This window comes from Streptosporangium sp. G11, from assembly GCF_051192615.1.
GTDB lineage: Bacteria > Actinomycetota > Actinomycetes > Streptosporangiales > Streptosporangiaceae > Streptosporangium.
On record NZ_JBPJUQ010000007.1, the window covers coordinates 97800 to 124535 of the forward strand.

Here is a 26736-nt window from a genome sequence, read left to right on the forward strand (position 1 = left end):
GCCGGGAAACTCCGGGCGCTCGCGGGACGGCGAGGAGCTTCCTCACCCAGAACGCGGTTACCCGTCCTTGACAGATCTCATGCGCCCAAAATTCAAGTTGGTATTGATCCCAGGAAAACTTCGCGATTACCCTGATAAGCCGTGGTCCACTACCTATCGTTCCTCATATGAGCATCGGGAACCCCGCTCTCGGCAACGTGCTCGCGCAGCACGGCGATCCGCATCGGCTGCTTGCGGCGCTGGCCGAATGGGGACTCCTGGTTGCCGTGCGACCCGACCGCTCCGTCGTGCTCGGCACGACCCAGGCCGGTGATCGTGTCCTGCTCGGATACACCTCGGCGGACACCTACGCGCGGCACCGTGGCAGCCACTCGCTGTCGGCGTGCGACGCCGACACCATCCTCGACATCCAGCGCGTCACCGGCGTGCGGGAGATCGTGATCGACGCGGCGGGACCGGCCGCCGCGGCCGTGCCGATCGAGGATCTACAGCGCTACCTGCTCTCGACGCGCAGCGGCCCCACGCCCGCGCTGTCGAGCGCGGCGCCGACGGCGTACGCGACCGGGGCGATGGCCACGGTCTCGCGTCCCGCCCCCACGCGCCCGCAGAGAGCGCCGGTGCCCGCCGCGCCCTCCCAGCCGTGGATCCCGGCGCCACGGCCGCACCTGTCGGGCCCGATGCAGATGGTGGACCCGGGATACCGCCGGTGCGACCACCCGATCCTGCCCGCGCTGCGCGCCGCGATCTCGCACCTGCTCATCGACTACCCGCTCGTCCACCACGTGTGGATCTCCGAGGCCAGCACCTCCTCGGGCGCCCCGGGAATCATGCTGCACGTGAAGGTGCACATGTCGGCGGCCGAGGACGTGGTCAGGGACATCCATCGCGGGGTGCGCGCCCGGCTGCCGCAGCTCGCCGCGAGCGAGGCGCCGATCCTGATGGCCAGGGTCGCCGACGCGCGCAGCGAGCAGCGGATGGTCGAGCTGGGCGCCCACGTGGTCTGCGCCGACGTCACCGACTGAGCGCGCCGGTCGGGGAGGCGGATCCCGGGGGTGAAGGCGACCCCCGCGAGCGCCTCCCCGTGCCCGCACGTGCCGATGCCCGGCCGTTCCCCGGAGCACCGGGGGACGGCCGGGCACGGCCAGGCACGGCCGGTCAGGTCAGGCGGCGGGTGAGCACCACCCTCGTCCGGACGCACGATCCGGCCAGCAGCGCCGCGAGCAGCGGCAGGCCGACCAGCACGCCCGCCAGCATGAGCCAGGGCACGTCGACCGAGAAGTGGACCAGGCCGGACGACATGCCGCGCACCGACCCCCCTCCGAACATCTGGTCACGGTAGAACCTGCTGAAGGCGCTCGCCACACCGGAGACCAGCCCGATGAGCGTTCCCGCCCCCACCCCCAGGCCGGCGACGAACGCGGCCTGTCCCGCGACGAGAAGGCGCTGGACGCGGCCCGTGGCCCCCACCGCCGCCAGCGTGGCCCGGTCGGGGCGGCCCTCCGCCACGGCCAGGGAGGTCGCGGCGAACGTACCCCCGAGGACCAGGACCGCCGCGCCGAGGGCGAAGGCGAGCAGCGTCGCCGCCATGCTGTCATCGCGGAAACCCCGCTCGACCCAGGCGGCGACGGGAAAGCCGACGTCCTGGACGGCGGCGTGCAGCCGCTCCTCCTGTTCCGGCGTCGTGCTCAGCGCGGCCGGGTCCGCGATGAAGGTGTCGTAGCCGACGGTGAAGCCGAATCCGGCCGCCACCGAGACGGGCAGCACCGCGGCCACCGGCGGCTCGCCCCGGGGGCGCAGGACGACCGCGGGCACCGAGCGCGTGATTCGTTTCTCGATCTCGGTGGTGAAGACCAGCCGCCCCCCGCGCAACACCTTCGGGTCGAACACCACCGCCTTGCCGTCGGCGAGAGTGGCCTCGGCGGCGGGATCGGGACCGCGCAGGAAATGGCGGACCAGGTCGGCACCGCCCACGGGCGGGCTCCGGAACGACGTGGCCTGAAGGTGTGCCCCGCAGTTCCTCCCGCAGCCCGGCTGGATCACGATGTTGACGGGTAGCGCGCCGGGCCCGGTGAGCGTCCCCGCCTCGATCAGCGGCACTCCGGGCAGGGCGGAGGTGACGATTTTCCTGACCTCTCGCCAGACCATGGGGTTGGGCGCGTAGGAGGACACGACCGTGCTTCCCATCACGTACTTGGGCGTGTAGCGCTCCCGCGCGTTGGCGGCCTGGCTGGAGACGAGCACCGCCATGGTGGCGAAGACGGTGGTCGCGGCGAGCACCGCGGCCACTGCGGGTGCCGTGCGGCCCCGGTTGCGCGCGGCGTCCCTGGCGGCCATCCGGAACGGCAGCGGCAGCCGGGCGGCCAGGCGCGCGGCGGCGCCGACCAGCCACGGCGTCAGCAGGACGATCCCGAGCTGCCCGAGCACCGCCCCCAGCAGCAGGCTGATCCCGTAACCCTGCCCGTAGTACTGCGTCCACTGCCTCATGGTGGCGCTCATGAGGACGGCCGCCAGCGCAGCCGCCAGCAGCACCACGCCCAGCACCGGCAGGCCGCGCCGGGCCCGGGTCCGGGCCCGGCGACCGGCCAGCACCTCCGCCACGTCGGCCCGCGACGCCTGGACGGCGGGAACGACCGCCGCGAGCACCGCGCTCACCACCCCCAGGAGCACGGCGAGCGCGATCAGGCCGGCGGGCACCTCCAGGGGTCCGCGGTGGACGAACGGCGTGACGGCCGCGGCGATCCCGATCCCGCTCGCGGCTCCGAGCAGGGAGCCCGCGAGCCCGAGGGTGAGCCCGTCCGCGAGGACGACGCCGCGCAGATGGCGGGGCGAGCCGCCCTGCGCGGCGATCAGCGCGAGTTCACGCCGACGCCGCCGGATGCCGACGGCGAACGCCGGTCCGGCCAGGAAGACGACCTCCAGCACGACGACGGCCGTGCCGAGGGCGGCCATCACGACGTCGGAGATCCTCATCGACCTGTAGGAGACGGGATCCTCTCGGCCACTTCCCGCGGGGGGCGGATCGTTGATCACCGCCCGCGAGAGGACCGCGACGCCGTGCCGGTTGATCTCACGAACCCGCTGCCAGGAAACCGGGGCGGGGGTGTCGACGAGCCAGGTCGGGGCGACCTTTCCGCCGTCGCCGAACACGGTTTTCGGGGGTGCGACGATCTCCTGGCGTTCGGGATCGGCCGGGGGCTCGACGACGCCGACCACGGTGACGACCGTGCCCGTACCGGTCAGGGTCACGGTGCTCCCCTCCCGCAGCCTCAGCCGGGCGACGGCCGCGACCTCCCCCGCCACCCGCGGCAGGCGCCCCGCCAGGAGCGTGTACATGCCCGTGGTGATCGGGTCGTGCAGGTCGATCTCCCGAAGGTTGGCCTCCCGGTAGGTGCCGGACACCTCGTAGCCGGTCCGGGACAGGCGCGAGGGGACCGCGCGGCTTCCCGGCCCGAAGAGGGTGAGGACCTCCCGCTCCGTGAGCGTCCTCTGCATGCTGCCCCGGCCCCCCGTGGGAAAGGCCTGGCCGTCGGCGCTCTGCCGCACCGGCTTGTTGAAGGCCGTCTCCCGCACGTGCGCGTCGGCCGTGCCGATGTTCCAGTCGAGCCCTTCCCTGAGCGTGACGTCCCCGGTGGCCTGCCAGGTCAGGCCCGCCGCGAGGAGCATGACCGGCAGGCCGATCATGACCATGATGAGCGCGCTGCGCCCCTTGGCCCGGCCGATTTCCCGGCGGGAGACGCGCAGGGCGGCGAGGAGGGCGCTCACGCGACCACCTCCGCTCGCCGCCGGAGATCCGCGAACGCGCCCCGCGTGTCCGGTCGCCCGCTCATCGGGCGCTCTCCAGTGGGGTGGCGGTGGAGTCGGCGATCTCGCCGTCGCGCAGGAAGACCACCCGGTCGGCCCAGGCGGCGTAGCGGGGTTCGTGGGTGACGAGCAGCACGGCGGCTCCCGCGTCGCAGCGGGTGCGCAGGAGCTGGAGGATGTCGTCGCCGGTCGGGGTGTCGAGCGCGCCGGTGGGCTCGTCGGCCAGGATCAGCCGCCGCTCCCCCACCAACGCGCGGGCGATGGCGACGCGCTGGCGCTGGCCGCCGGAGATCTCGTCGGGAAAACGGTCGGCGACCTCGCCGAGACCGACCTCCGCGAGCACCTCCATCGCCTCACGCCGGACGTTCTTGAAGGCGATCCCGTCCAGCTCGCGTGGGAGGGTCACGTTCTCCAGCGCGGTGAGCGACGGGATCAGGTTGAGGTCCTGGAAGACGTAGCCCACGCGTCTGCGCCGGAGCCCGGCCAGCTCCCCGGCGGGCAGGCTCGCCAGTGGCGTGCCCTCGACGACCACGGAGCCGGAGGTGGGCAGGTCGAGGCCCCCTGCGAGGTTGAGCAGGGTGGACTTGCCCGACCCCGAGGGGCCCATCACCGCGACGAGCTCTCCGGCGTCGACGTCGAGGCTCACCCCGCGCAGCGCCGCCGTGCTCCGCGGTCCGTCACCGTGCGTGCGGGTCACGTCCGAGAGCCGTACGACCGGGCCGAAGGTCATCTGACTCCCTCCGGTGCGCGGGCCCCTGATCTGAGTTTCGGGAAGGATGTCAACTGTCTGTCTCCTGCGTCTGAGGATCCTGGGCCTCGGAATCCCGGGTGGAGGGATTCCGTGCCTGGGCGTCCCGTGTCTGGGGGGAGGCCGCGAGCACGGCCTCGCAGTGGTCGAGCCAGCGTTGCTCGGCCTCGGCCTGGAAGATCATCGAGTCGAGCACCAGCCGCTGGGCGGCGCTCTCGACGCTCGCGCGCTTGGCGCGGACGAACCCCTGCAGCGTGCGCATGGTCGCGGTGCGCTGGGCCTGGATGATCGGCCGCACGTCCGTGGCGGCGGTGACCGCCAGGGCGAGCTTGATGACCAGCTCATCCCGAGGCCGGTCCGACTGGGCGACGGGTGTGCCGAACCATCGCTCCATCTCGGCCAGACCGGCCTCGGTGATCGAGTAGACGACCCGGCCCTGCTCGTCCTGCTCGCCGGGACTCACCAGGCCGTCGCGTTCCAGGCGGGAGAGCGTCGTGTAGACCTGGCCGATGTTGAGCGGCCAGGTCGCCCCTGTCGACGCCTCGAACTCGGCACGCAACTGGTAGCCGTAACGAGGCCCCTGACTCAGCAGGGCCAGAAGCCCCTGTCGGATCGCCATGGATACTGAGTATGCATACTCAGTATCCATGAGGCAAGAGATCTGCATATTCTGGACAGGTTCCGCCCCTGGGGCCGATACTCGGAGGATGAGCTCGACGCATCCCCCGGCCCGCGCCTCCGACGGGGACCGCGATCGCGCGATCAGCGAACTGCGGGACCGTGCCGTCGAGGGGCGACTGTCGCACGACACCTTCCTCGGCCGCGTCGACATGGCCCTTCGCGCACGCAATCAGGGCGAGCTCGACAATCTGGTCGCCGACCTGCCGCAACGCGGGCGGTTGCGCCGCATGGTCACCGAGGCCGTCGCCTCCGCCTCCGACTTCACCAAGCGCGTGGAGTCGGCCTGGCGGCGCCCGCGACTGCCCCGGCTCGCGCTGCCGGGCGACGGCAGGACCCGCTACGTGGTGGGCCGGGGCTCCGCCTGCGACCTGGTCCTCGCCGACCTGACCGTCTCCCGGGTGCACGCCGAGCTGCGCCGCGACGAGGAGGGCTGGGTCCTGGTCGACCTCGGCTCGCTGAACGGCACCCGTCTGAACGACTGGCGCCTGGTCGGCCCGGCCAAGGTCCGGCCGGGCGACGTCGTCTCCTTCGGCGACTGCGGCTTCCTGATGATCACGCCTCAGATGCTCTGACCGGCCCCGCCCGGCCGCGCACCGGCCACCCCGGCCTCGCTCTCATCCCCGGCCGCGCCACGGTCACCTCGAACCGTGGCGCGCGCTCCGGGCGGAGGTCGCCTCAGCCGTCCTGAGCCTCGGCGGCTCCGGCCTGGGCTTCCTTGATCTTCGCCGCCGTCAGGGTGTAGCGCATGGTCAGCAGGATGCTGATCCCCATCAGGATCGCGGGCAGCAGCGTCGAGCCGTACAGGGCCGCCGTGGTCGCCGAGGCGGGCTGCGCGACCGGGGTGGAGGGGTCGGACTCGACGAATCCGGTCGCGCCCAGCAGCCAGCCGAGCACGAGCGCGCCGAACGCGAAGACCACGGTCTCCGCGGCCGTCCAGAGCCCGGTGAACACCCCGGCCCGGCGCTTGCCGGTGACCAGGGCGTCGTGGACGATCACGTCGGAGAGCATCGAGAACTGCAGCAGCTGGAATCCCGCGTAGCCGATGCCGACGAGGAGCACGCACGCGTGCGCGTACGCCGAACCGAGCGGGCCGGAGAAGGCCATCCCGACGGCGCCCGCCATGAACAGCGCCGACGCCAGGATCATCGCGCCGCGCTTGTCGTAGCGCTTGGACAGCCAGACCCAGAGCGGCATGGTGATCAGCAGCGGGCCGACGATGCCCAGGAAGAGCGTGGTGGTCGCCCCCGGATCGCCCAGCGTGTAGGTGGCGAAGTACGGGGCGCCGGCCAGCATGACGCCGGCCGAGAACATCTGGGCGCAGCTCAGGCCGAGCAGCACCATGAAGGTCCCGTTCGAGCGGGCGGCGGCGAACTGGGCGGCGATCGACGGCTCCGCCTCGGCCCGCGCGATCACCGGGGCGCGAGCCGTGCCGAAGAAGGCGGCGAGCATCGACAGCAGCAGCGCGCCGCCGATGACCAGCCCCATCGTCCGGTAGCCGGAGGCCTCGGTGCCCGCGATCACCGGCGCGACGGCCCCGGAGAGCAGGATCCCCAGGCCGACGAAGACCATCTTCCACTGCAGGAGCGAGGAGCGCTCGTGGTAGTCGTCGGTCATCTCCGCCGGCATCGCCTTGTACGGAACCTCGTAGAAGGCGTAGGCCGTCGCGGTGAGGAAGTAGAAGAAGGCGACGTACAGGGCGGCGGAGATACCGGTGAGCGGGGGGCCCGCGAAGGTGAGGGCGAACGTCACCGGCAGGGTGAGCGCGCCCAGGAGCATCCAGGGGCGGCGGGCGCCGAAGCGGGAGACCGTGCGGTCGGAGCGCTGACCCACCCAGGGGTTGATGAACATGTCCCAGAGCTTGGGCAGGAAGACCACCATGCCCGCGATCCAGGCGGGAACCGCGAGCACGTTCGTCATGTAGAACAGCAGCAGCAGTCCGGGGACCGTGGAGAAGGTCGCGGTACAGACTGAGCCGACACCGTAGCCGACGCGCACGCCGCGCGACACGGTGACGACGGCGGGGGAGGGCGCCGGGGAGACCATGCCACATTCAATCGCAGCGAGTATCCGCCCGGTAGGCCCCTGAACCTCGCGGTCCCTCAAGACGAGAATATTTCGGCTCCTCCCGGCCGGGGACACCGGCTCGCGGGCCGCCGTCCGCGCCGCGCGTCCCGGCGGCACCACATGTGGCATATGTCCAGCTCAGGCGGCATATAGAGGGATATATCCGGATTTGGGCACCCCAGGCGCGAGGCGGTGCACCAACGACCCCCGACGCATCTGCGATCACTTTGGTTTACCTGGGACCCACAGTTAATGTCCGGAATTTGCTGACAAGACCGATCCGTCCCCGACAGAATGCGGAGTCCATCCAGCGTCTAACCAACTGGAGGAACCGACATGCGCAGACCGCTAGGGGCGCTGCTCTGCCTCGGGAGCCTGGCGGCCCTCAGCACGCCGATCGCCACGGCTCACGCCGCGGCTGCTCCCCAAGCCGAGTGCCGTGTTTACGCCGCCAAGCCGTACGTCACCGCCGCTGGACGAATCCAGGCCTCCGCCGCACGGCTGGGCTGCGACGAAGCCGCCCTGGTCCGCATCCGCATCAAGCGTGCCGTGGCCGGCGCCGACCCGATCGTCAAGAGCGCGTCCCGGCAGGGGATCAACGGGCGGGTGACGGTGAGACTGCGCTGTGCCCCCGGCGTCTACTACGCCGTCGTCACCGACTACCAGGGCAACAGCGGCCGCTCCAAGCCCGTCAGGCTCGGCTGCTCCCCCACCGCCACACCCACCCCCACCCCCGCGCCGACGACCACCCCCAAGCCGACGCCGGCACCGTCGTCCAGCGACACACCCACCACGACTCCCAGCTCCGCGCCGGGATCCTCCGTGTCCGAGGAAGTGGTGCGCCTGACCAACGTCGAGCGGCAGAAGGGCAACTGCGGCCCGCTGGTCTCCGACCCGCAACTGCGCTCGGCCGCGCAGGGCCACTCGGACGACATGGCGGCCAAGAACTACTTCAGCCACACCTCGCAGGACGGCCGCGACATGACCGCCCGGATCAAGGCGAGCGGGTTCAGCCCGATGCGGGCCTGGGCCGAGAACATCGCGATGGGCCAGCGCACCCCGGCCGAGGTGGTCACCGCCTGGATGAACAGCTCCGGCCACCGGGCCAACATCATGAACTGCGCCTACACCCACCTCGGGGTGGGCGTGGCCAACAGTTCCCGGGGCATCTACTGGACCCAGAACTTCGCCAAGCACTAGAGCCACACCGGGCCGCCGGGCACCCACCTGCCACCCGGCGGAAAACGGCCCGTGCCCCCCGCGACGAGTTCACGTCGCGGGGGGCACGGGCCGCTGCTTTCACCCGGCGCCCTCACCTGGGCGCCGTCACCTCGGCTCCGTTACTTGAGCCAGCTCATCATCGGGCGGAGCTTGGCGCCGGTCTTCTCGATCGGGTGCTCGGCGAGCTCGTCGCGGTAGGCGGTGAACTTCTTCTGGCCGCCGTCGAACTCGTCCACCAGCTCCTTGGCGAACTCGCCGGACTGGATCTCGGCGAGGATGCGCTGCATCTCCTTCTTCGTCTCCGGCGTCACGATGCGCGGGCCACGGGAGTAGCCGCCGTACTCGGCGGTGTCGGAGACCGACCAGTACATCTTGTGGATGCCGCCCTCGTACATCAGGTCGACGATCAGCTTCATCTCGTGCAGGCACTCGAAGTAGGCGACCTCGGGCTGGTAGCCCGCCTCGATCAGGGTCTCGAAACCGACCTTGATCAGCTCGGACACGCCGCCGCACAGCACGGCCTGCTCACCGAACAGGTCGGTCTCGGTCTCCTCCTTGAAGGTCGTCTTCAGCGCCCCGGCGCGGGTGCCGCCGATGCCCTTGGCGTACGACAGGGCGAGCTCCAGGGCGTTTCCGCTGGCGTCCTTCTCCACCGCGATGAGACACGGCACGCCGCGACCCGCCGTGTACTGGCGGCGCACGAGGTGACCGGGACCCTTGGGAGCGACCATGGCCACGTCCACGCCCTCGGGCGCCTCGATGAGGCCGTAGCGGATGTTGAGGCCGTGCCCGAAGAAGAGCGCGTCGCCCTCGACCAGGTTCGGGGCCACGTGGTCGGCGTACAGGTGGCGCTGGATGTGGTCCGGCGCGAGGATCATGGTCAGGTCGGCCTCTTCGACGGCCTCCGAGGGCGTGAGCACGCGCAGGCCGTCGGCCTCCGCCTTCTCCCGGCTCTTGGAACCCTCGGGCAGGCCGACCCTGACGTCCACGCCGGAGTCGCGCAGCGAGAGCGCGTGGGCGTGGCCCTGGCTGCCGTATCCGAGAACGGCGACGTGCCGGCCCTGGATGATCGACAGGTCGGCCTGGTCGTCGTAGAAGATTTCAGTCACTTGCTTAACCTTTCGAGTTTCTCGTACGCGTTACGCGGTCCGGTCCAGGGCCCGGAGAGAACGGTCGGTGATGGAACGGGCTCCGCGGCCGATGGCCACCATGCCCGACTGGACAAGCTCCTTGATGCCGAACGGCTCCAGGACCTTGATGAAGGCCTGCAGCTTGTCCGGCGTGCCGGTGACCTCGATGGTCACCGCGTCCGAGGAGACGTCGACACAGCGTGCCCGGAACAGGTTGACCAGCTCCAGCACGCTGGAACGGTTGTCCGCGTCGGCCCGCACCTTGATCAGTGTGAGCTCGCGCTGCACCGACTGCACCGGGTCGAGCTCCACGATCTTCAGCACGTTGACGAGCTTGTTGAGCTGCTTGGTGACCTGCTCCAGCGGCAGGTCGGCGACGTTGACCACGATGGTCATCCTGGAGATGTCCGCGTGCTCGGTCGGCCCGACCGCCAGCGAGTCGATGTTGAACCCCCTGCGGCTGAACAGCGACGCGACGCGCGCGAGCACGCCCGGCTTGTTCTCCACCAGCACGGAGAGCGTGTGCCTGCTCATGCCTAGTCCTCGCTGTCCCAGACGGGCGCCATGTCGCGCGCGAACTTGATCTCGTCGTTGCTGGTCCCGGCCGCGACCATCGGCCACACCATGGCGTCCTGGTGCACCACGAAGTCGACGACCACCGGCACGTCGTTGATCTCCATGGCCTTCTTGATCGTCGCGTCCACGTCCTCCGGACGCTCGCACCGCAGCCCCACACAACCGTACGCCTCGGCCAGCTTGACGAAGTCGGGGATCCGGCGGACCGTCTGCAGGTCGGTGTTGGAGTAACGCTGGTTGTAAAACAGCGTCTGCCACTGCCTGACCATGCCCAGGTTACCGTTGTTGATGATCGCGACCTTGATCGGCACGCCCTCGATCGTGCAGGTGGCGAGCTCCTGGTTGGTCATCTGGAAGCAGCCGTCGCCGTCGATGGCCCACACCGTGGTGTCGGGACGGCCCATCTTGGCCCCCATCGCCGCCGGGAGGGAGAAGCCCATCGTGCCCGCGCCGCCGGAGTTGATGAACGTCCCCGGGTTCTCGTAACCGATGAACTGCGCGGCCCACATCTGGTGCTGGCCGACACCCGCGGTGTAGATCGCGTCCGGGCCGACCAGCGCCCCCAGCCGCTCCATGACGTACTGCGGGGCGAGGGAGCCGTCCTCGAACTCGGCGTAGCCCAGCGGGTAGGTCGCCTTGTAGGCGTTGAGCGCCGTCCACCAGTCGGTGTAGTCGCCCTTGCGCTCCTCGTTGCGCACCGCGGCGATCAGGTCGGAGATGACCTCCTTGCAGTCACCCACGATCGGGACGTCCGCGTGCCGGTTCTTGGAGATCTCCGCCGGGTCGATGTCCGCATGGACGATCTTCGCGTACGGCGCGAAGGTGGACAGCTGACCGGTGACGCGGTCGTCGAAGCGGACGCCGAGCCCGATGATCAGATCGGACTTCTGCAACGCGCCGACCGCCGACACCGAGCCGTGCATGCCGGGCATGCCCATGTGCTGCGGGTGGCTGTCGGGGAAGGTGCCCCGCGCCATCAGGGTGGTGACCACGGGGATGCCGGTCAGCTCGGCGAACTCCAGCAGCTGCGCCGACGCCCCCGCCCGGTGCACACCGCCACCCACGTAGAGCACGGGCCGCCTGGCCTCGGCGATCAGCTTCGCCGCCTCGCGGATCTGCTTGGAGTGCGGCCGGGTCACCGGCCGGTAGCCGGGCAGCTGCATGACGACCGGCCACTGGAAGGTCGTCTTCGCCTGGAGCGCGTCCTTGGCGATGTCGACCAGCACCGGCCCCGGACGCCCCGTCGAGGCGATGTGGAAGGCCTCCACGATCGTCCTGGGGATGTCGTCCGCGTCGGTGACCAGGAAGTTGTGCTTCGTGATCGGCATGGTGATGCCGGAGATGTCGGCTTCCTGGAAGGCGTCGGTGCCGATGGCGCCGCTCGGCACCTGGCCGGTGATCGCGACCATCGGGACCGAGTCCATGTAGGCGTCGGCGATCGGGGTGACCAGGTTGGTCGCGCCGGGACCGCTGGTGGCCATGCAGACCCCGACCTTGCCGGTGGCCTGCGCGTACCCCTGAGCCGCATGCCCCGCGCCCTGCTCATGCCGTACGAGCACGTGCCGGACCTTGGTCGAGTCGTAGAGAGGATCATAGGCGGGGAGAATCGCGCCGCCCGGGATCCCGAACACAGTGTCGACCCCGACGTGCTCCAGCGCCCTCACGAGGGCCTGGGCTCCTGTCATCTGTTCGGTCATCGGCTCGTTCCTTGTGGCTGAGCATGCTTGATGGCAAAAAAAATGCCCCATTCCGCCTGGTCGGCGGAGCTGGGGCGGCGCGCGGGCGGAGTACTCGGCTCAGCGACCAGCGCGCCTGCGAAGTACTACGAGAATCCCACGGTGAAGCTGCATGGCTCCACCATGGCCGACAGAGCACCCCCGCGTCAAATTCATGGGACACGTGTCTCAGAGTCCGAGATGGGATGTCACGCGGGAGTCCCGAGGCTGGAGAGGCTCGTGCGCATCAGCGAGTCGACGCCGCGCGCGGCCATCGGACGCGCCACCAGGAATCCCTGGCCGCGGGTGCAGCCCATCTCACGCAGCAGCTCCAGCTGCTCGGGCCGCTCGATGCCCTCGGCGACCACGATCAGCCCCAGGTCGTGGCCGAGCCGCACGATCGTGCGGGTCAGCAGGGTCAGCGTCTCGTCACGGCCGAGCCCGGACACGAAGGACGGGTCGATCTTGATCATGTCGACCGGGAGCTGCCGCAGGAACGCCAGCGAGGCGTAACCGGTGCCGAAGTCGTCGATGGCCAGCCGGACCCCGAGGGCGCGCAGCTCGGAGAGCCGGGTGATGGTCTCCTCCGCGTCCTCGACCAGCATCTCCTCGATGACCTCCAGGGTCAGCGCGCTGGGCGGCAGCCCGCTCTCCACCAGGGCCGCCTCCACGGTCTCCACGAAGCGCGGCGCCATGATCTGCCGGGCGGACAGGTTGAGCGAGAGCCCTATCTCCCAGGCGGAGGCACGCCAGGCGGCCACCTCCCGGCAGGACTCGCGCAGGATCCACTCGCTCAGCGGCACGATCAGGCCGGTGTCCTCGGCCGGGCCGAGGAACTGCTCCGGCGGGACGAACTCGCCGCCCCGGCACCAGCGCACCAGCGCCTCGACGGCGGTGACGCGCGAGGTGGCCAGGTCGACCACCGGCTGGTACTCGATCGCGAACTGGTTCTCCAGCAGTGCCCGCTGCAGGTCCGCGGCGAGCTCCAGGCGTCGCACCACGTCGGCGTGCATGTGCGCGGCGAACACCTCGACCCTGCGCCCGCCCAGCTCCTTGGCCCTGGCCATCGCCACGTCGGCGTTGCGGATCAGGTCGGCGGAGGAGACGTCGTCGGTGGCGAAGGCCACCCCGACGCTCGCGGTCAGCGCGATGTCGCGGTCGGCGACCCGGAACGGCTCGGACGAGACCGTGCGGACCAGCCGCTCGGCCAGGTCGACCGCCGTCTGGGCGTCGACCGGCGCCTCCAGCAGCACCGCGAACTCGTCACCGCCCCAGCGCGCCAGGGTGTCGTCGGCCCGTACGGCCGCGCGGAGCCTGCGGGCCGCCTGGCCGAGCAGGTAGTCGCCGCTGGCGTGGCCGACCGAGTCGTTCACCGCGGTGAAGCCGTCGAGGTCCAGGAAGACCACGGCGACGTTGCTCGCGCCCGGCCGGGCCAGCACCTCCCGGGTGCGCTCCTCGAAGTAGGCCCGGTTGGGCAGGCCGGTGATGCCGTCGTGGAAGGTCAGGTGGGCGACCTGGCTGCGCAGGGCCTCCTGGTCGCTGATGTCGCGGGTGGTGACGAGCAGCAGGTCGTCACCGCGCACGTGCCGGGTGGCCACCGACTCGGCGGGACGCCAGGTCCCGTCGGAGGCCCGGACCCGGCAGGCGACCATGCACGCGCCCGGCCCCTCCTCGGCCTCCTCCTCCAGGCTCATCGCGCTCAGCGCCGCCTGGATTCCCGGCACGTCCTCGGGGTGGATGTAGTCGAAGATCTTCCCGCCGACCACGTCGTCGGGGCGGTATCCGTACGTGATCTCGACGCCCTCGCCGATCTGCCGCACCACGCCCTCGTAGTCGCACAGCATGACCACGTCCCCGGAGCTCTCGGCGAGGTCGTGCAGCTGCCGCTCGCCGAGGTGGAGCAGGCTCCGCAGCCGCCCGGTCTCCACCAGCATCACGAACAGGCGTACCAGCAGGACGGCGACGATCGACGCGCACACCGAGGCCAGGACCGCCGGAGGTCCCTGCACCCCGCCGCTGATCACGCGAAGGAGCACGACGACGGTGGCCACGGCCACGAGGAACAGCGGCACCGCCGCGATCAGCGAGGACGTGCTCTCGCGGACGGACGGCTCGTCGTCCGCGGGTTCCGGAGGCCGCGTCGCGGGCCCGCTCCACGGGACCGCGGCGAGCACGAGGAACGCGGCCGGGGCCAGCCACACCCAGGTCAGGGACGGCGTGTCACCGCTCACCCGGGCCAGAGCGGTGATCGTCTCGGAGGTCGCGACGGCGGCGAGCACGGCCAGCGCGGCCAGGCCCACCGGCCAGGCCGACCGCCGGATCGGCACCACCGCGGGGCCCACCACACAGGCGAGGATCAGGCAGACCAGGGGCGAGGCGAAGGTGACCGCGGCGTCGCCCGCGTCACCGTTGTCGCCGTAGACCGGCCCCACCAGCGACACCCAGATGATCACCATGATGGCGGCGGCGCACACGTAGGAGTCGGCGAGGTCGCGCAGCAGGGCGTGCCCGCGCGCGGGCCTGGCCGCCGACAGCGCGGTGCCGACCGCGAGCATGGACGTGCCGGCCAGGAGCACCAGGTCGGCGAAGGTCACCACGAAGGGCGCGCCGTCCGCGATCGGCCGCACGCCCACCCCGGCCAGCCAGGTGACCGAGCCTCCGGCCAGCCAGCGCCAGGCCAGCGCCCTGCGCCGGTCGGTCACCCTGGAGGCCGCGGCGAACAGCGAGCCCGCGGCGGCCGCGGCGGTGACGACACCCGCCACCGCCTCGACGACCACGGCGGGAGCGCCGCTGACGAGAGCGGCAACGAGCCCCACCACGCCCACGGCGGCGGCGGTCAGCGGTACCCGGGGGTCACGCCAGCGGATCAATGTCGTCTGCCCATCAATGTCGTTTGGTGTATTTCGCTTTCGCAGCTTCCCTTGCTCGCTGCGCCCGCGCTGCCGACACGAGCACGTCGTTCTTCGTCCTCGGCGCTCGCACCGGCACAGGGCCAGTGTGTGCCGTCCGGGCCTCGCGGGTGGCGACAACGCCGTAGTCGTCACCGATCTGATAACCGCGCGGGCGACGGAGATCGCTCTCACCGACGGTACGCACCGCAGGTCACGAGGTAGCCACGGTCCGGATTCCTTTGCCGGTCAGTAGGAACCCGTGATCACGTTTTTGAGCGGCTCGCCCGCGAGGTAACGCAGCAACTGGGAGCGGAGCAGCTTCAGCGTGCGCCGTACGGAGGCCGGATTGCTGCCCGCGACGTGCGGGGTGATGAGAACCCCCGGCGCCGTCCACAGGGGGTGGTCCCCGGGCAGGGGCTCGGGGTCGGTGACGTCGAGCGCGGCGAGGATCCGGCCCCTCCGCAGCTCGGCGACGAGCGCGTCCGTGTCGACCACCGTGCCCCTGGCCGCGTTCACCAGGAGGGCGCCGTCCTTCATCGCCGCCAGGAACCCGGCGTCCACCATGCCGGTGGTCTCGGGCGTCGAGGGTACGAGCAGCACCACCACGTCCGCCCCGGGCAGCAGGCGGGGCAGCTCGTCCAGGCCGTGCACGCCGGGCCTGGCGGTCCTGGCCACCCGGACGACGTCGACCTCGAAACCGTCGAGCCGCCGCTCCAGCGCCTCGCCGATCGAGCCGTAGCCGACGACCAGGACGGTGGAGTCGGCCAGCACCCCGGTGTGGTGATAGGTCCACTCGCCCTCGCGCTGCGCGCGGACGAACCCGGGGAACTCCCTGAGCACGGAGATCATCGCTCCCACCGCCCACTCGGCGGTGCCCGCGTCGTGCACGCCCCGGGCGTTGCACAACGTCACCCCGTCCCGCAGGTGCGGCCGGTAGGCGTCGACACCCGCCGTGACGGTCTGCAGCAGCCGCAGGCCGGTCATTCGGGCCAGCAGGCCTGGAAGGTCCGCCACCGGCATCAGCGGCGGGATCCAGACCTGGGCCTCCTCCACCCCCTCGGGCACCGGCTCCGTGCCGTCGTAGACGACGCACTCCACTTCGGGGAGGTCGCACAGGACATCGGCGGCGGCTTTGGAAGGGACCCAGATCTTCATGCCCGCATTATCCAGCCGCACCGCCCATAACGGAGCCCCGCCGGCCGTCCGGGGAGACGCGCCGGTGGTTCCGATCCGGTTCCGGGGAGACGCGCCGGCGGTTTCCGTCCGGCCCCGGGAGGACGCGCCGACGGTTCCAGCCCGGTTCCGGGGAGACGCGCCGACGGTTCCAGCCCGGCCCCGGGGAGACGCGCCGGCGGCCGGGCCGAGGAGGAGCGGCCTTCTGACCAGGCCTAGGAGAGCGGCACCGCTACTCGGGCACGCACTTCAGGTCGAGCTCGGGGCGGTAGACCGTGGTCTTCTTGACGCGCTTGATCTCCTTGCCGTCCTGCTTGAAGACGCGCCAGACGTCGATCGTGAAACCGTTCTGACCGACCATCGGGATGCAGTCGGGGCCGCTGTCGGTCTCGCTCTTGAACGGGGTGACGTCGTATCTCTCGGACGAGATCGACTCGATCTCGTAGCGCTTGGTGCTCCAGAAGCCGACGGTGACCCCGCTGTCGTTGAAGGAGGTCTTCACCAGCACCCCGTACGGCGAGTCGTTCTTCCAGCGGAAGTCGGGCTCGGGCCAGGAGACCGTGGACTCGCGCCCGGCCGGGTAGCGGGAGATGTAGAACTCGTGCGCCACGTGCTGGACGTCCTCAAGACCGCCGAAGAACACCGCGTTGTACATGGTGGTGACGAACTGGGAGATGCCGCCGCCGACCGAGTCGACCAGCCTGCCGCCCTGGATCATGGGGGCGGGGACGAAGCCGCGGGCCGTGTCGCGCTGGCCGATGACGCCGTTGAGCGAGAAGGTCTCGCCAGGCTTCACCAGGTAGCCGTCCAGGAGCCTGGCGATCGCCCTGATGTTGGTCACCCGGGGCGGGCAGCAGTCGTAGGGCGTGGTGAACTGGCTGATCCGCTCCTTGATGCCGAGCTTGCGCGCCTCGGCGTCGGACATCCGCGGCTGGACGGTGGTCAGGAGCACCGGGATCGTCCGGTCGCCGCCGCGGGCGACCATCGCGGCCACGTCCGCGGCGAGCCGCTCGTCGTTGATGCCCTTCCCCTTGCGTCCGGGCACCAGTTTCGGCCTTCCCCCGACGATCTGGAACGTGGGGTCGCGCGGGGCCAGGACCGGATCGATCAGGTCCCCCTCCACGGAGGCCACGGCGCTCTTGGCGTCGAACTCCGGGCTCATGCCGCCGGCGCTGTCAGGCTTGAAGGACAGGTGGGCGGCGAGGGTCTCCACCGGCAGCTGGACCTGCTTGCCGGCGAAGGTCAGCGTGACCGGCCCGGACAGAGCCTTGGCCGCGCCGGCGGCGGCCTTCTTGACCGCGGCCTCCCCGGCCATCGGCTTGATCACCGAGACCGGGAGGCGAACCTCTTCGCGCGGGCCGAGGAAGGCGTTCGTGATCGCGGCGATCGCGGCCTCCCGCTCCAGCTCCCGGCCGTCGCGGGACATCACGACGACGGGCTTGACGCCCTCGAACGTGACCGAGCCCTCGCGGACCTTGAGGTCGATCCTCCTGGCCAGGCTCGCGACCGCGGCTCTCATGCTCTCGGGGTCGGAGGAGACCTTGGGCTCCAGATCGGTGGTGCCGGTGAGGGCCCGCCAGACCTCGGCGGGGTTGGGGAAGCCGCTGGGTGCCTGGTTGATGGTGGCGACCACGTCGAACTCCAGCCCCGACTTGCCGGGGTCGAAGTCGTAGCGCTTGCCGGCGGCCAGGAGGGTCATCTCCCCGGTGGCCTCGCCCGCCAGACGTTCTCTGAGCTTGTCGGCCGCCTCGGTCGCGGTCAGGCCCCCGATGTCGATGCCCCGCACGGTGGTGCCGGGCAGCATCTTGCCGGACATGACGACCGCGGGCACCGCGTAGGCGAGCGCGGCGACGAACAGCACGGTGAGGACGATCAGGAAGAGTCTGCGGCCCCCTCGGCCGCGCGGGGGCGGCTCCTCGTAGCGGAGCGCGTCGGGCTGCGGGAACCCTCCGTCGCCGCCGGGGACGAGCGTGGGCTCGTCGCGCTGGAAGGGGCGCTCGGGCGGGGTGGCCATCTGCCAGGGCTGCGGGGGCTGGGCCGCGGGCGGGAGGCCCGTCGCCCCGCGCGCCGGCGCGGCGGGGCCGCCGAGACCGGGGGACGCCCCACGACCGGTGGGGCCGAAGATGTCGGGCGAGACACCCGGGGGAAGGCGCGAGCCACCCTGGGACTGGGCGGCCTGCGCGCCGGGAGGCAGTCGCGGGTCGCGGGCGCCCGGCGGGACGGGGCGTGAGGGAAGGGGCATTGCCTCAAAGGGGTCCGTCGGCGGGTTCACAGACGCTCCGGCGTTCCGCACGGCCTCCGCATCCTCCTGCTTCGCAGCTTCCACCTCCGGCAACCTTAAACCACATTGGTCAACCGCCGTCCAAAAAGGAGTAACAAATCATCCCGTTCGGGGGTAACGGTGGCCGTTCGTGTCCACCCTTTCCCCTCGCCCTCGGGCCGGCGTGACGGATCAGCCCGTCCAGCGGTAACGGTGTTCCGGCCTTCCCGCGGTGCCGTATTTCGGGCGGAGCTCCGCCTGGCCCGCGGCGCACAGGTGTTCCAGATACCGGCGGGCGCTGACCCTGGAGAGACCGGTGAGCGTCGCCGCCTCGGCCGCCGACAGGTCGCCGACGCTCTCCCTGAGCGCCGCGGCGACCAGGGAGCACGTGGTGACGGACAGCCCCTTGGGCAGCGGTGGCGGAACCCCCCTGACCGCACCGAAGAGCCGGTCGATCTCGTCCTGGCGGGCCTCGTCCCCGAGGGTGGCGAGCCGTCTGCGGATCTCGGCGTACTGTTCGAGGCGCTCGGCCAGGGCGCGGGCGGTGAAGGGCTTGATCAGGTAGTTGACCGCGCCGCCGCGCATCGCCGCCCGGACCGTGGCCACGTCGCGCGCGGCGGTGATCACCAGGATGTCCACCGGGTGCGCGGCCTCCCTGAGCTTCGCGAGGACGTCGAGTCCCGACATGTCCGGCAGGTAGATGTCGAGCAGCACCAGATCGGGCCTGCGCACCGCGGCCGAGGCGATCGCGGCGCCCCCGGTGTGCACGATGTCGGCGACCGTGAAGCCGGGCATCCTGGTGACGTAGCCGCCGTGGATCCTGGCCACCATGAAGTCGTCGTCCACGACCAGGACGCGGATCTCCCTCGCGTGCCCGTCCCCGGTCAACTCGGCACCTTCCGTTCCGCGGGTGCCGTGGGCGTTGTGGGCGCCGCGGATACCGCCGGTGCCCCGGGCGCCGTGAGCGCCGCGGGTTTCCCGGTGTGCGGCGAGGCGGGCTCTCCCGTGGGAAGGAGCGCGGTGAAGACGGCGCCGCCCGCGTTGTGCACCCGCACCCAGCCACCTCGGCGCGAGCACGCCTGCCGGGTCAGGGCCAGGCCCAGGCCGCGCGGCCCGGCGTGGGCGGCCTTGGTGGTGAAGCCCTCCCTGAAGACCTCGTGGACCAGGCTCGGGGTGATCCCGGGACCGGAGTCGCCGACCCGGACGCGCAGCCCGTCCGCCTCCGTACGGACCGAGACCTCCACCGTTCCCCCGCTCTCCTGCAGCGCGTCGAGGGCGTTGGCGACCAGGTTGCCGACGACCAGGACCGCGTCGTGCGGGTCGCCGAGCATGCCCTCCTCCACCCGGGAGTCGTCGGACAGCACGAGAGAGGCGCCCCGCTCGGCCGCCTCGGCCGACTTGGCCAGCAGCAGCGCGGCCAGCGTCGGGTCCGCGACCTTCTCCCGGATGCCCGAGGCGTGCCTGCTGTAGGCCTCGGTGGTCTGGGTGATGTAGCTGACGGCCGTCTCGTGCTCACCGAGTTCCAGCAGGCCGACCACGGTGTGCATCCGGTTGGCGAACTCGTGGGCCTGCGCGCGCAGCGCGCCGGTCGTGGTGCTGGCCTGGTCGAGCTCGCGCGCCAGGCGCACCAGCTCGGTGCGGTCCCGCAGGGTGACCACCCAGCCGCTCTGCCGCTCCCGTACGGCCACCGGGGTGCGGTTGAGCACCAGCACCCGGTCGCGGTGGAGCACCACCCGGTCGTCGCCGGGGTCCACGCCGTCCAGCACGTCCCGCATCCGGTCGGACAGGGGCATCTCCCGCAGGCTCCGGCCGACGTCGTGCTGGGAGAGGCCGAGCAGGTCGCGTGCCGCGTCGTTGACGAGCGTCACCCTTCCCTGGAGGTCGAGCGCGAGCACCCCCTCCTTGACGCCGTGCAGCACGCCCTCGCGCTGTTCGAGCAGGGCCGCGATCTCCCCCGGTTCCAGGCCGAACGTCTGGCGGCGCACCCGCCGGGCGATCAGCCCTGCGGCGGCCGACCCCGCGACGAGGACCGCGAGCACCGTCCACAGCAGCGGCGGGAGCGCCTCGCCGAGCTGGTCGGCGACGGTCCCCTCCAGGATTCCGACCGAGGCCAGGCCGATGACCTGCCCCGAGGAGCCGAAGATCGGGGCCTTGCCGCGTACCGAGCGGCCGAGGGTGCCCGTCTGGATGCCGGTCCAGTGCCGCCCGTTCGTCATCACCTCGGAACCGTCGGTGGACAGCCTCTTGCCGATCAGGGCCGCGTTGGGGTGGGCGTACCGAATCTGGTCGCGATTCGCGATCACCACGTAGTCGGCACCGGTGGCCGCCTGCACCCCGAGCGCGATCGGCTGCAGGCTCAGCTCGGGCCGGGGCTGGGCGAACGCCTCGCGCACCTGGGGAAGCCCCGCGACCGACTCGGCGATCGCCAGGGCGCGCTGCTGGTACTGGCGGTCCAGCAGGACACGGGTGTGCTCCATCCAGACGCCCGCCGTGCCGCCGACCGCGAGAAACACGATGACGGTCTGCAACACGAAAAGCTGGGTGCCGAGCGAGGCGTTGATTAAGCGTCGCACGAGTCAACTCCCTGGTCAGGGCCTCGATGAAAGCAGTCCGAGGTAACGGCGAGGTCGCGAGGAGGTGTGACCAATATGACCGATACGACGGCAAACACGCAAAGGATCGACAGGGCGGCCTCCTGAAGTCACCATCCTCACCACGCTTTATTTACGTTTGTTTGGAGCTGACAATGCGTCTTCGGAGACTGGCCGCCCTCGCGGTGCTGTCCCTCGCCGCCCTCACCGCCTGCGGTTCCGGGGGCGGTTCAGGTACGAGCGCGCTGAGAATCATGGCTCCGGCCTCGCCGGGAGGCGGCTGGGACCAGACCTCCCGCGTCGCCGGGGAGGCGCTCAAGGCCGCCGACCCGTCCCGCAAGATCGAGGTCTACAACGTGCCCGGTGCGGGCGGCACCATCGGCCTGGCCCAGCTCGCGGGCGAGAAGGGCAACGGCGACCTGCTGATGACCATGGGCCTGGTCATGGTCGGCGCGGTCGAGCAGAACAAGTCGAAGGTCACCCTGGCCGACACCACGCCGATCGCGAAGCTCACCGAGGAGTACGAGATCGTCGTGGTTCCCGCGGGATCGCCGTACAAGACTCTGGGCGACCTGGTGGCGGCGTGGAAGACGGACCCGACGAAGATCGCCATCGCGGGCGGCTCCGCCGGGGGCACCGACCACATCGTGGCGGGCCTGATGGCCAAGGCCGCGGGCATCGACCCCAAGCAGGTCAACTACATCGCCCACTCCGGCGGCGGCGAGGCGCTCAACGCGCTGCTCGGCGAGAAGGTCGCGATGGGCATCTCCGGCATCGGCGAGTTCGCCGAGCACGTGAAGTCCGGCAAGCTGCGCGCCCTGGGGGTCAGCTCTCCCGAGCGGCTCGGCAACGTGGACGCCCCCACCCTCAAGGAGGCGGGCCTGGATGTGGAGCTGGCCAACTGGCGGGGCTTCGTCGCGCCCGGCGGGCTGGACGACGAGGCGAAGAAGAAGCTCACCGACCTGGTCACCAAGATGCACGACTCCCCGGCGTGGAAGGACGCGGTGCTCAAGAACGGCTGGGCCGACGTCTTCCAGACCGGTCAGCCGTTCGCCGACTTCCTCGCGACGGAGCAGACCAAGGTCAAGACCGTCATCGCGGAGATGGGCCTCGTCTCCTGATGCAGCCCACAGAAGACCCGTCCGGACCCACCGGCACCGGCGCCACCGGTGCCGGTGACCGCGGCACCGGACCCGAACCGGCCGCCGTCGCCCGCGCGGGCGACGGCGGTACCGGCCGTGACACCGGCGCTCCCCGCGATCCGGCCTCCGGTTCCCGTCCCGATCCCGGTTCCGGTCCCGGTCCGGCTTCCGGGGCCGGCGTGGACCCCGGGGCCGGGACCGGGTGGTCGTGGCGGCGGCCCGAGCTGGGGCTGGCGGTGCTGGTCCTCGCGCTGGGGGTGTTCGTGATCGTCGGCACCGCCGACGTGACCGCCGCGGGCTCCGCCCTCGGTCTCGGGCCCCGGTTCTTCCCGGCCCTGGTCGGGGGGGCGATGCTGCTGATCGGGCTGTTCTACGTGCTCGACGTGCTCAGGGGAGGTCACGGCGATCCCGAGGACGCCGAGGACGCCGATCCCGGCGCGCGGGCCGACTGGCGGACGGTCGCACTGGTCAGCGTGATCTTCCTGGCCTTCGCCGGACTGCTCGACCTGCTCGGCTGGATCATCGCGGGCGCGCTGCTCTTCTTCGGCCTGTCCGTGACGCTCGGGGCGGCCCACCGGCTGCGCGCGGGCGTCATCGCGATCCTGCTGTCCACTCTCACCTACCTGATTTTCGTCAGGGGCCTCGGCGTGACGCTGCCGGCCGGACTGCTGTCCGGGGTGATCTGAGTGGATTCCTTCCAGCTGTTGATGGACGGCTTCGCGACCGCCCTCACCCCGGTCAACCTGCTCTACGCACTGGCGGGCGTCACGCTGGGCACGCTGGTGGGCGTGCTGCCCGGCATCGGCCCGGCCATGACCGTGGCGCTGCTGCTGCCGATCACGTTCACCGTCCCCCCTGCGAGCGCGTTCATCATGTTCGCGGGCATCTACTACGGCGGCATGTACGGCGGGTCGACCACCTCGATCCTGCTCAACACGCCCGGCGAGAGTTCCTCGATGATCACCGCGCTCGAGGGCAACAAGATGGCCAAACGCGGCCGGGCGGCCCAGGCGCTGGCGACGGCCGCGATCGGCTCGTTCGTCGCGGGCACCATCGCCACCGCGCTGCTGGTCGTCGCGGCGCCCCTGGTGGTGGACTTCGCGATCTCCTTCGGCCCCGAGGACTACTTCGCGCTGGCCGTCCTGGCCTTCACCGCGGTGTCGTCGGTGCTGTCCCGCTCCGTCGTACGCGGGCTGGCCTCGCTGAGCCTCGGCCTGGTCATCGGGCTCGTCGGCATCGACCAGCAGACGGGGCAGGCCAGGCTCACCCTGGGCATCCCGCAGCTGCTCGACGGCATCGACGTGGTGATCGTCGCGGTCGGGCTGTTCGCCCTCGGCGAGGTGCTCTACGTCGCCTCGCGGCTGCGGCACGGACGGCCCGAGGTGGTCCCGGTCGGCCGGGCGTTCCTCGGCCGCTCCGACTGGTCGCGTTCCTGGCGGCCGTGGCTGCGCGGCACCGCGCTCGGCTTCCCGTTCGGCGCGCTGCCCGGCGGCGGCGCGGAGATCCCCACGTTCCTGTCGTACTCGATCGAGAAGCGCCTGGCGCGCGGGATCGCCCGCGAGGAGTACGGCAAGGGCGCCATCGAGGGGGTCGCCGGTCCCGAGGCCGCCAACAACGCCTCGGCGGCGGGCACGCTCGTCCCGCTTCTCACGCTGGGCCTGCCCACCTCGGCGACGGCCGCGATCCTGCTGGCGGCCTTCCAGCAGTACGGGCTGCAGCCGGGCCCGCAGCTGTTCGACCACAACCCGGCGCTGGTCTGGGGCATGATCGCCTCACTGTTCGTGGGCAACACCATGCTGCTGGTGCTCAACCTGCCACTGGCCCCGCTCTGGGCCCGGGTGCTGCGGATTCCCCGGCCCTACCTCTACTCGGGGATCGTGCTGTTCGCGGCGCTCGGCGTCTACGCGCTGAACTCCTCCTGGGTGGAGCTGGTCATCCTCTACATCCTGGGGCTGCTCGGTTTCGCGATGCGCCGCTTCGGCCTGCCGGTGGCTCCCGCGGTGATCGGCCTGATCCTGGGCCCGATGGCCGAGATCCAGCTCCGCCGGGCCCTGGCCATCGGCGCGGGCGACGTGACGGTCCTGGTCAGGAGCCCGATCGCGGCGACGCTGCTGGTCATCTCGCTCCTGGCGCTGTTCACGCCCCTCATCAGGAAGGTGGCCGCCCGTCGCGGCGCCTGACCGGAACCGGCCGCACCCGGGTGCGGCACACGCGGGCACGGACGGACGTCCGTGCCCGTTTCCGTTCTCACGGGCGGGCGTACGCGTACGCCGCCGGAACCACCGGAACCACCGGAAACCACCGGAAACCACCGGGGACCACCGGGACCGCCGGGACGCTCAGGGGGCGAACGCGGCCAGCAGGTCGTCCAGGCCCGCCTTGACGCGCTCGACCGTCATCCCCCGCTCGCGCAGGCGGTGGGCGAGCAGCGGCGAGGCCAGCGGGGCGAGCAGCGCGTCGGCGAGGACGTGGGCGTCGGCGCCGGGTCTGGCCTGGGCGATGAGCATCGACAGGTGGGCGTGGTAGGCGTCGTAGGCACCGCCGAAGCGGGCGAACGGTGTCGCCGTCTCGGCCATCACCAGCAGGTCCAACTGCTCCACGGTCCTGTCGGCCAGGGCGTGCAGGAAGCCGCGAATGCGGGCGGGCGCGCCGGCACCGGGCCCCAGGGGCGGCGGCCCCTCGATGAAGGCCGCCTGGAACTCGCGTTCCCGCTCGTCGATGAGCGCGTACGCCAGCCCCGAGCGATCGCCGAACCGGCGGTACAGCGTGCCGACTCCGACGCCCGCGGCGGCGGCCACCTCCGCCATCGACAGCCCCTCGACGCCGTGAGCGGCGACGATGTCGGCGGCGGCGGCGAGGATCTTCACCCGGTTGCGCGCCGCGTCGACCCGCTCGCGGCGCGGGTTCATGACGACGTCCACGATCACAGGCTACTGGAGGCTTGTAAGCGGAATCAGTTCCGTTTTATGGTTAAGCGGAATTGATTCCGCTTAAGGAGCACACCATGACACGCAGGGTCGCGTTCGTCACCGGGGGAAGCCGTGGGATCGGCGCCGCCATCGCCGTGCGCCTGGCTGCCGAGGGCGCCGACGTGGTGATCACGTACGCGCGCTCGGCGGAGCGGGCGGCGGCGGTCGTCAAGGAGATCGAGGCCGCCGGCGCCCGCGGGCTGGCCCTGGCGGTGGAGGCCGCCGACGCCGGCGCGCTGGTCGCCGCGGTCGAGCGGACGGTCGCCGAGTTCGGGCGGCTCGACATCGTGGTCGGCAACGCCGGCGTCGCCTCGTTCGGGCCGCTGGAGGAGGTGACGCTCGCCGAGGTCGACAGCGTCCTCGCGATCCACTCCCGCGCCTCGTTCGTGCTGGCACAGGCGGCCGCCCGGCACATGGGAAGGGGCGGCCGGATCATCTGCGTCGGCAGCAGTCTCGCCGAGCGCGTGCCGTACCCGGGGTGGACGCTCTACGCGATGAGCAAGTCCGCGCTGACCGGCCTGACCAAGGGGCTCGCCAGGGACCTGGGCCCGCGGGGCATCACGGCCAACCTCGTCCATCCCGGTTCGACCGACACCGAGATGAATCCGGCCGACGGTCCGGGGGCGGAGGAGGAACGGCGCTTCACCGCCCTGGGCCGCTACTGCAGCCCCGACGACATCGCCGCCACCGTCTCGCACCTGGCGGGAGAGGGTGGCGGGAACATCACCGGCGCCACCATCACCGTCGACGCGGGCACCACGGCCTGACCGCCATGGCCTGGGCTCTGCTTTTCGCGGCGGCCGCGCTGGAGATCGTCTGGGCCACCGCGCTCGAACGCTCGGACGGGTTCACCCGGTTCTGGCCGGCGTTCGTCGGGGTGGCGGCGGCGGTCCTGAGCTTCGTCATGCTCACCTTCGCGCTCAGGACGCTGACCATGGGCACCGCGTACGCGGTCTGGGTCGGGCTCGGCACGCTCGGGGTCGCCGTCGTGGGCATCGCGGCCCTGGGCGAGAGCGCGGCACCGGCCCGGCTCGCCTGCCTGGCGCTCATCCTGGTCGGCGTCATCGGCCTCAAGCTCCTGGACGGATGACGCGACCCGCGAGGGTCTCGCGACGGGAAACGGCCGCCCGGCTGTGGGGAGCCGGGCGGCCGGACTTAACCAGGAAGGGGACTATTCCCCCAGGGCATCGACGGCCGGGCCGACGAATTTCCGGCCGTCCTCCCTGGCCAGATAGGTGCACGAAACCCATCCCGTGGTACCGGAGGGCAGCCCCGAGGCCGAGCTGGCGCTCAGCCGGAAGTTGCACCAGCCGCCCGTCGAGCTCGGATTGAGAATCCGCCCGTAATCGCCGTAGTAGAGATAGCCGATAACCGTCGACCCTCCGGGACTCGACCGCAGGCGCACCCCGTTGGCAATGACCACCGCGTCCACGGCCGGGGCCGCCGACAGGACGAAAGCGCTGTTCACAGGGGCCGCTTGAGCGGGAACAGCCGCGACGGCCATTCCCGCGGCGGCCGTCAACGTCACGGTGGCGAATGCCACGAGCCTTTTCATTGGATGTTCTTCCGATCGCGAGGTCAGGTCGTGCCGGAGTGAAAGGTGGGACTGCAGTGATTACTGTGCAAGGGGCCAAGAATTTCGTCAATACCTATTCAGTTCCAGAAATGTGAATTACCACATGAAAAGGTCATTCCGATTACTGGAATGCAAGCGACCGAAAGAAATCCGACCTCCGCCGACACGGCCGAGCGGGCCCGGAATCCCGGCGAGCTC

22 protein-coding genes are annotated in these 26736 nt (G+C 71.2%); 8 read left to right on the forward strand and 14 right to left on the reverse strand.

From position 1 onward, the window contains the following. The first annotated feature begins 167 nt into the window (after positions 1-167). The gene (locus ACSDR0_RS09940) at positions 168-1022 is read left to right on the forward strand and encodes a hypothetical protein (protein WP_435288461.1); all 855 of its coding nucleotides are present in this window, start codon (positions 168-170) and stop codon (positions 1020-1022) included. Between the two features lie 133 nt (positions 1023-1155). Here the strand turns inward: ACSDR0_RS09940 and ACSDR0_RS09945 are convergent, their stop codons facing one another. The 3 genes from ACSDR0_RS09945 to ACSDR0_RS09955 form a co-directional block, all read right to left on the reverse strand. After that, positions 1156-3762: an FtsX-like permease family protein gene (locus ACSDR0_RS09945; RefSeq protein WP_435288462.1), complete on the reverse strand. Its 2607-nt coding sequence runs from the start codon at positions 3760-3762 to the stop codon at positions 1156-1158. A 61-nt stretch (positions 3763-3823) separates the two neighbouring features. Continuing rightward, on the reverse strand, positions 3824-4531 hold the full coding sequence (locus tag ACSDR0_RS09950; RefSeq protein ID WP_435288463.1) for an ABC transporter ATP-binding protein: 708 nt from the start codon (positions 4529-4531) through the stop codon (positions 3824-3826). 49 nt (positions 4532-4580) lie between these two features. Continuing rightward, a complete protein-coding gene (locus ACSDR0_RS09955) occupies positions 4581-5168 on the reverse strand; it encodes a PadR family transcriptional regulator (RefSeq protein WP_435288464.1) in 588 nt (195 codons plus the stop codon). Between the two features lie 88 nt (positions 5169-5256). Between ACSDR0_RS09955 and ACSDR0_RS09960 the strand changes: the two genes are divergently transcribed. Beyond that, a complete protein-coding gene (locus ACSDR0_RS09960; protein WP_435288465.1) occupies positions 5257-5802 on the forward strand; it encodes a DUF1707 and FHA domain-containing protein in 546 nt (181 codons plus the stop codon). A gap of 103 nt (positions 5803-5905) precedes the next feature. Here ACSDR0_RS09960 and ACSDR0_RS09965 read toward each other — a convergent pair whose 3' ends face one another. Continuing rightward, the gene (locus tag ACSDR0_RS09965; protein ID WP_435288466.1) at positions 5906-7273 is read right to left on the reverse strand and encodes an MFS transporter; all 1368 of its coding nucleotides are present in this window, start codon (positions 7271-7273) and stop codon (positions 5906-5908) included. Between the two features lie 357 nt (positions 7274-7630). Here ACSDR0_RS09965 and ACSDR0_RS09970 point away from each other — a divergent pair, with 357 nt between their 5' ends. Continuing rightward, the gene (locus ACSDR0_RS09970; RefSeq protein WP_435288467.1) at positions 7631-8494 is read left to right on the forward strand and encodes a CAP domain-containing protein; all 864 of its coding nucleotides are present in this window, start codon (positions 7631-7633) and stop codon (positions 8492-8494) included. Positions 8495-8634: 140 nt separating this feature from the next. On the opposite strand, the gene ilvC is transcribed toward ACSDR0_RS09970, so the two are convergent. The 8 genes from ilvC to ACSDR0_RS10010 all read right to left on the reverse strand — a co-directional run bounded on the left by ilvC (position 8635) and on the right by ACSDR0_RS10010 (position 20833). Beyond that, positions 8635-9615, reverse strand: coding sequence for a ketol-acid reductoisomerase (gene ilvC / locus ACSDR0_RS09975; RefSeq protein ID WP_435288589.1), 981 nt, complete (start codon positions 9613-9615; stop codon positions 8635-8637). A 39-nt stretch (positions 9616-9654) separates the two neighbouring features. Then, positions 9655-10179: an acetolactate synthase small subunit gene (gene ilvN, locus ACSDR0_RS09980; RefSeq protein WP_386265310.1), complete on the reverse strand. Its 525-nt coding sequence runs from the start codon at positions 10177-10179 to the stop codon at positions 9655-9657. Between the two features lie 2 nt (positions 10180-10181). Next, positions 10182-11969, reverse strand: a complete 1788-nt coding sequence (locus ACSDR0_RS09985) for an acetolactate synthase large subunit (RefSeq protein ID WP_435288468.1) — start codon at positions 11967-11969, stop codon at positions 10182-10184. Positions 11970-12145: 176 nt separating this feature from the next. After that, positions 12146-14806 (reverse strand): putative bifunctional diguanylate cyclase/phosphodiesterase, encoded by a 2661-nt coding sequence (locus ACSDR0_RS09990; RefSeq protein WP_435288469.1) that lies wholly within the window; start codon positions 14804-14806, stop codon positions 12146-12148. A 267-nt stretch (positions 14807-15073) separates the two neighbouring features. Further along, positions 15074-15982: a 2-hydroxyacid dehydrogenase gene (locus tag ACSDR0_RS09995; protein ID WP_435288470.1), complete on the reverse strand. Its 909-nt coding sequence runs from the start codon at positions 15980-15982 to the stop codon at positions 15074-15076. Between the two features lie 250 nt (positions 15983-16232). Further along, on the reverse strand, positions 16233-18242 hold the full coding sequence (locus ACSDR0_RS10000) for a VanW family protein (protein ID WP_435288471.1): 2010 nt from the start codon (positions 18240-18242) through the stop codon (positions 16233-16235). 210 nt (positions 18243-18452) lie between these two features. Then, the gene (locus ACSDR0_RS10005; RefSeq protein ID WP_435288472.1) at positions 18453-19148 is read right to left on the reverse strand and encodes a response regulator; all 696 of its coding nucleotides are present in this window, start codon (positions 19146-19148) and stop codon (positions 18453-18455) included. After that, complete coding sequence (locus ACSDR0_RS10010; protein ID WP_435288473.1) at positions 19145-20833, reverse strand: ATP-binding protein; 1689 nt, start codon at positions 20831-20833, stop codon at positions 19145-19147. Before ACSDR0_RS10010 ends, ACSDR0_RS10005 begins: the two co-directional genes overlap by 4 nt. Positions 20834-21006: 173 nt before the next feature. Here ACSDR0_RS10010 and ACSDR0_RS10015 point away from each other — a divergent pair, with 173 nt between their 5' ends. Genes ACSDR0_RS10015 through ACSDR0_RS10025 form a run of 3 tightly spaced genes read left to right on the forward strand, consistent with a single transcriptional unit; the run spans position 21007 to position 24173 of the window. Further along, entirely contained in the window at positions 21007-21972 is a 966-nt protein-coding gene (locus ACSDR0_RS10015) for a tripartite tricarboxylate transporter substrate binding protein (RefSeq protein ID WP_435288474.1), read from the forward strand. Further along, the gene (locus tag ACSDR0_RS10020) at positions 21972-22679 is read left to right on the forward strand and encodes a tripartite tricarboxylate transporter TctB family protein (RefSeq protein WP_435288475.1); all 708 of its coding nucleotides are present in this window, start codon (positions 21972-21974) and stop codon (positions 22677-22679) included. Before ACSDR0_RS10015 ends, ACSDR0_RS10020 begins: the two co-directional genes overlap by 1 nt. Beyond that, the gene (locus ACSDR0_RS10025; RefSeq protein WP_435288476.1) at positions 22680-24173 is read left to right on the forward strand and encodes a tripartite tricarboxylate transporter permease; all 1494 of its coding nucleotides are present in this window, start codon (positions 22680-22682) and stop codon (positions 24171-24173) included. It begins immediately after the preceding gene. Between the two features lie 159 nt (positions 24174-24332). Here the strand turns inward: ACSDR0_RS10025 and ACSDR0_RS10030 are convergent, their stop codons facing one another. Continuing rightward, positions 24333-24914, reverse strand: a complete 582-nt coding sequence (locus tag ACSDR0_RS10030) for a TetR family transcriptional regulator (RefSeq protein ID WP_435288477.1) — start codon at positions 24912-24914, stop codon at positions 24333-24335. 83 nt (positions 24915-24997) lie between these two features. On the opposite strand from ACSDR0_RS10030, the gene ACSDR0_RS10035 reads away from it, so the two are divergent. Together ACSDR0_RS10035 and ACSDR0_RS10040 are read left to right on the forward strand one after the other, a co-directional pair. Next, the gene (locus tag ACSDR0_RS10035) at positions 24998-25729 is read left to right on the forward strand and encodes an SDR family NAD(P)-dependent oxidoreductase (RefSeq protein ID WP_435288478.1); all 732 of its coding nucleotides are present in this window, start codon (positions 24998-25000) and stop codon (positions 25727-25729) included. A 5-nt stretch (positions 25730-25734) separates the two neighbouring features. Then, complete coding sequence (locus tag ACSDR0_RS10040; protein WP_435288479.1) at positions 25735-26052, forward strand: DMT family transporter; 318 nt, start codon at positions 25735-25737, stop codon at positions 26050-26052. Between the two features lie 81 nt (positions 26053-26133). Here ACSDR0_RS10040 and ACSDR0_RS10045 read toward each other — a convergent pair whose 3' ends face one another. Continuing rightward, complete coding sequence (locus ACSDR0_RS10045; RefSeq protein ID WP_435288480.1) at positions 26134-26505, reverse strand: hypothetical protein; 372 nt, start codon at positions 26503-26505, stop codon at positions 26134-26136. Positions 26506-26736: the final 231 nt, after the last annotated feature.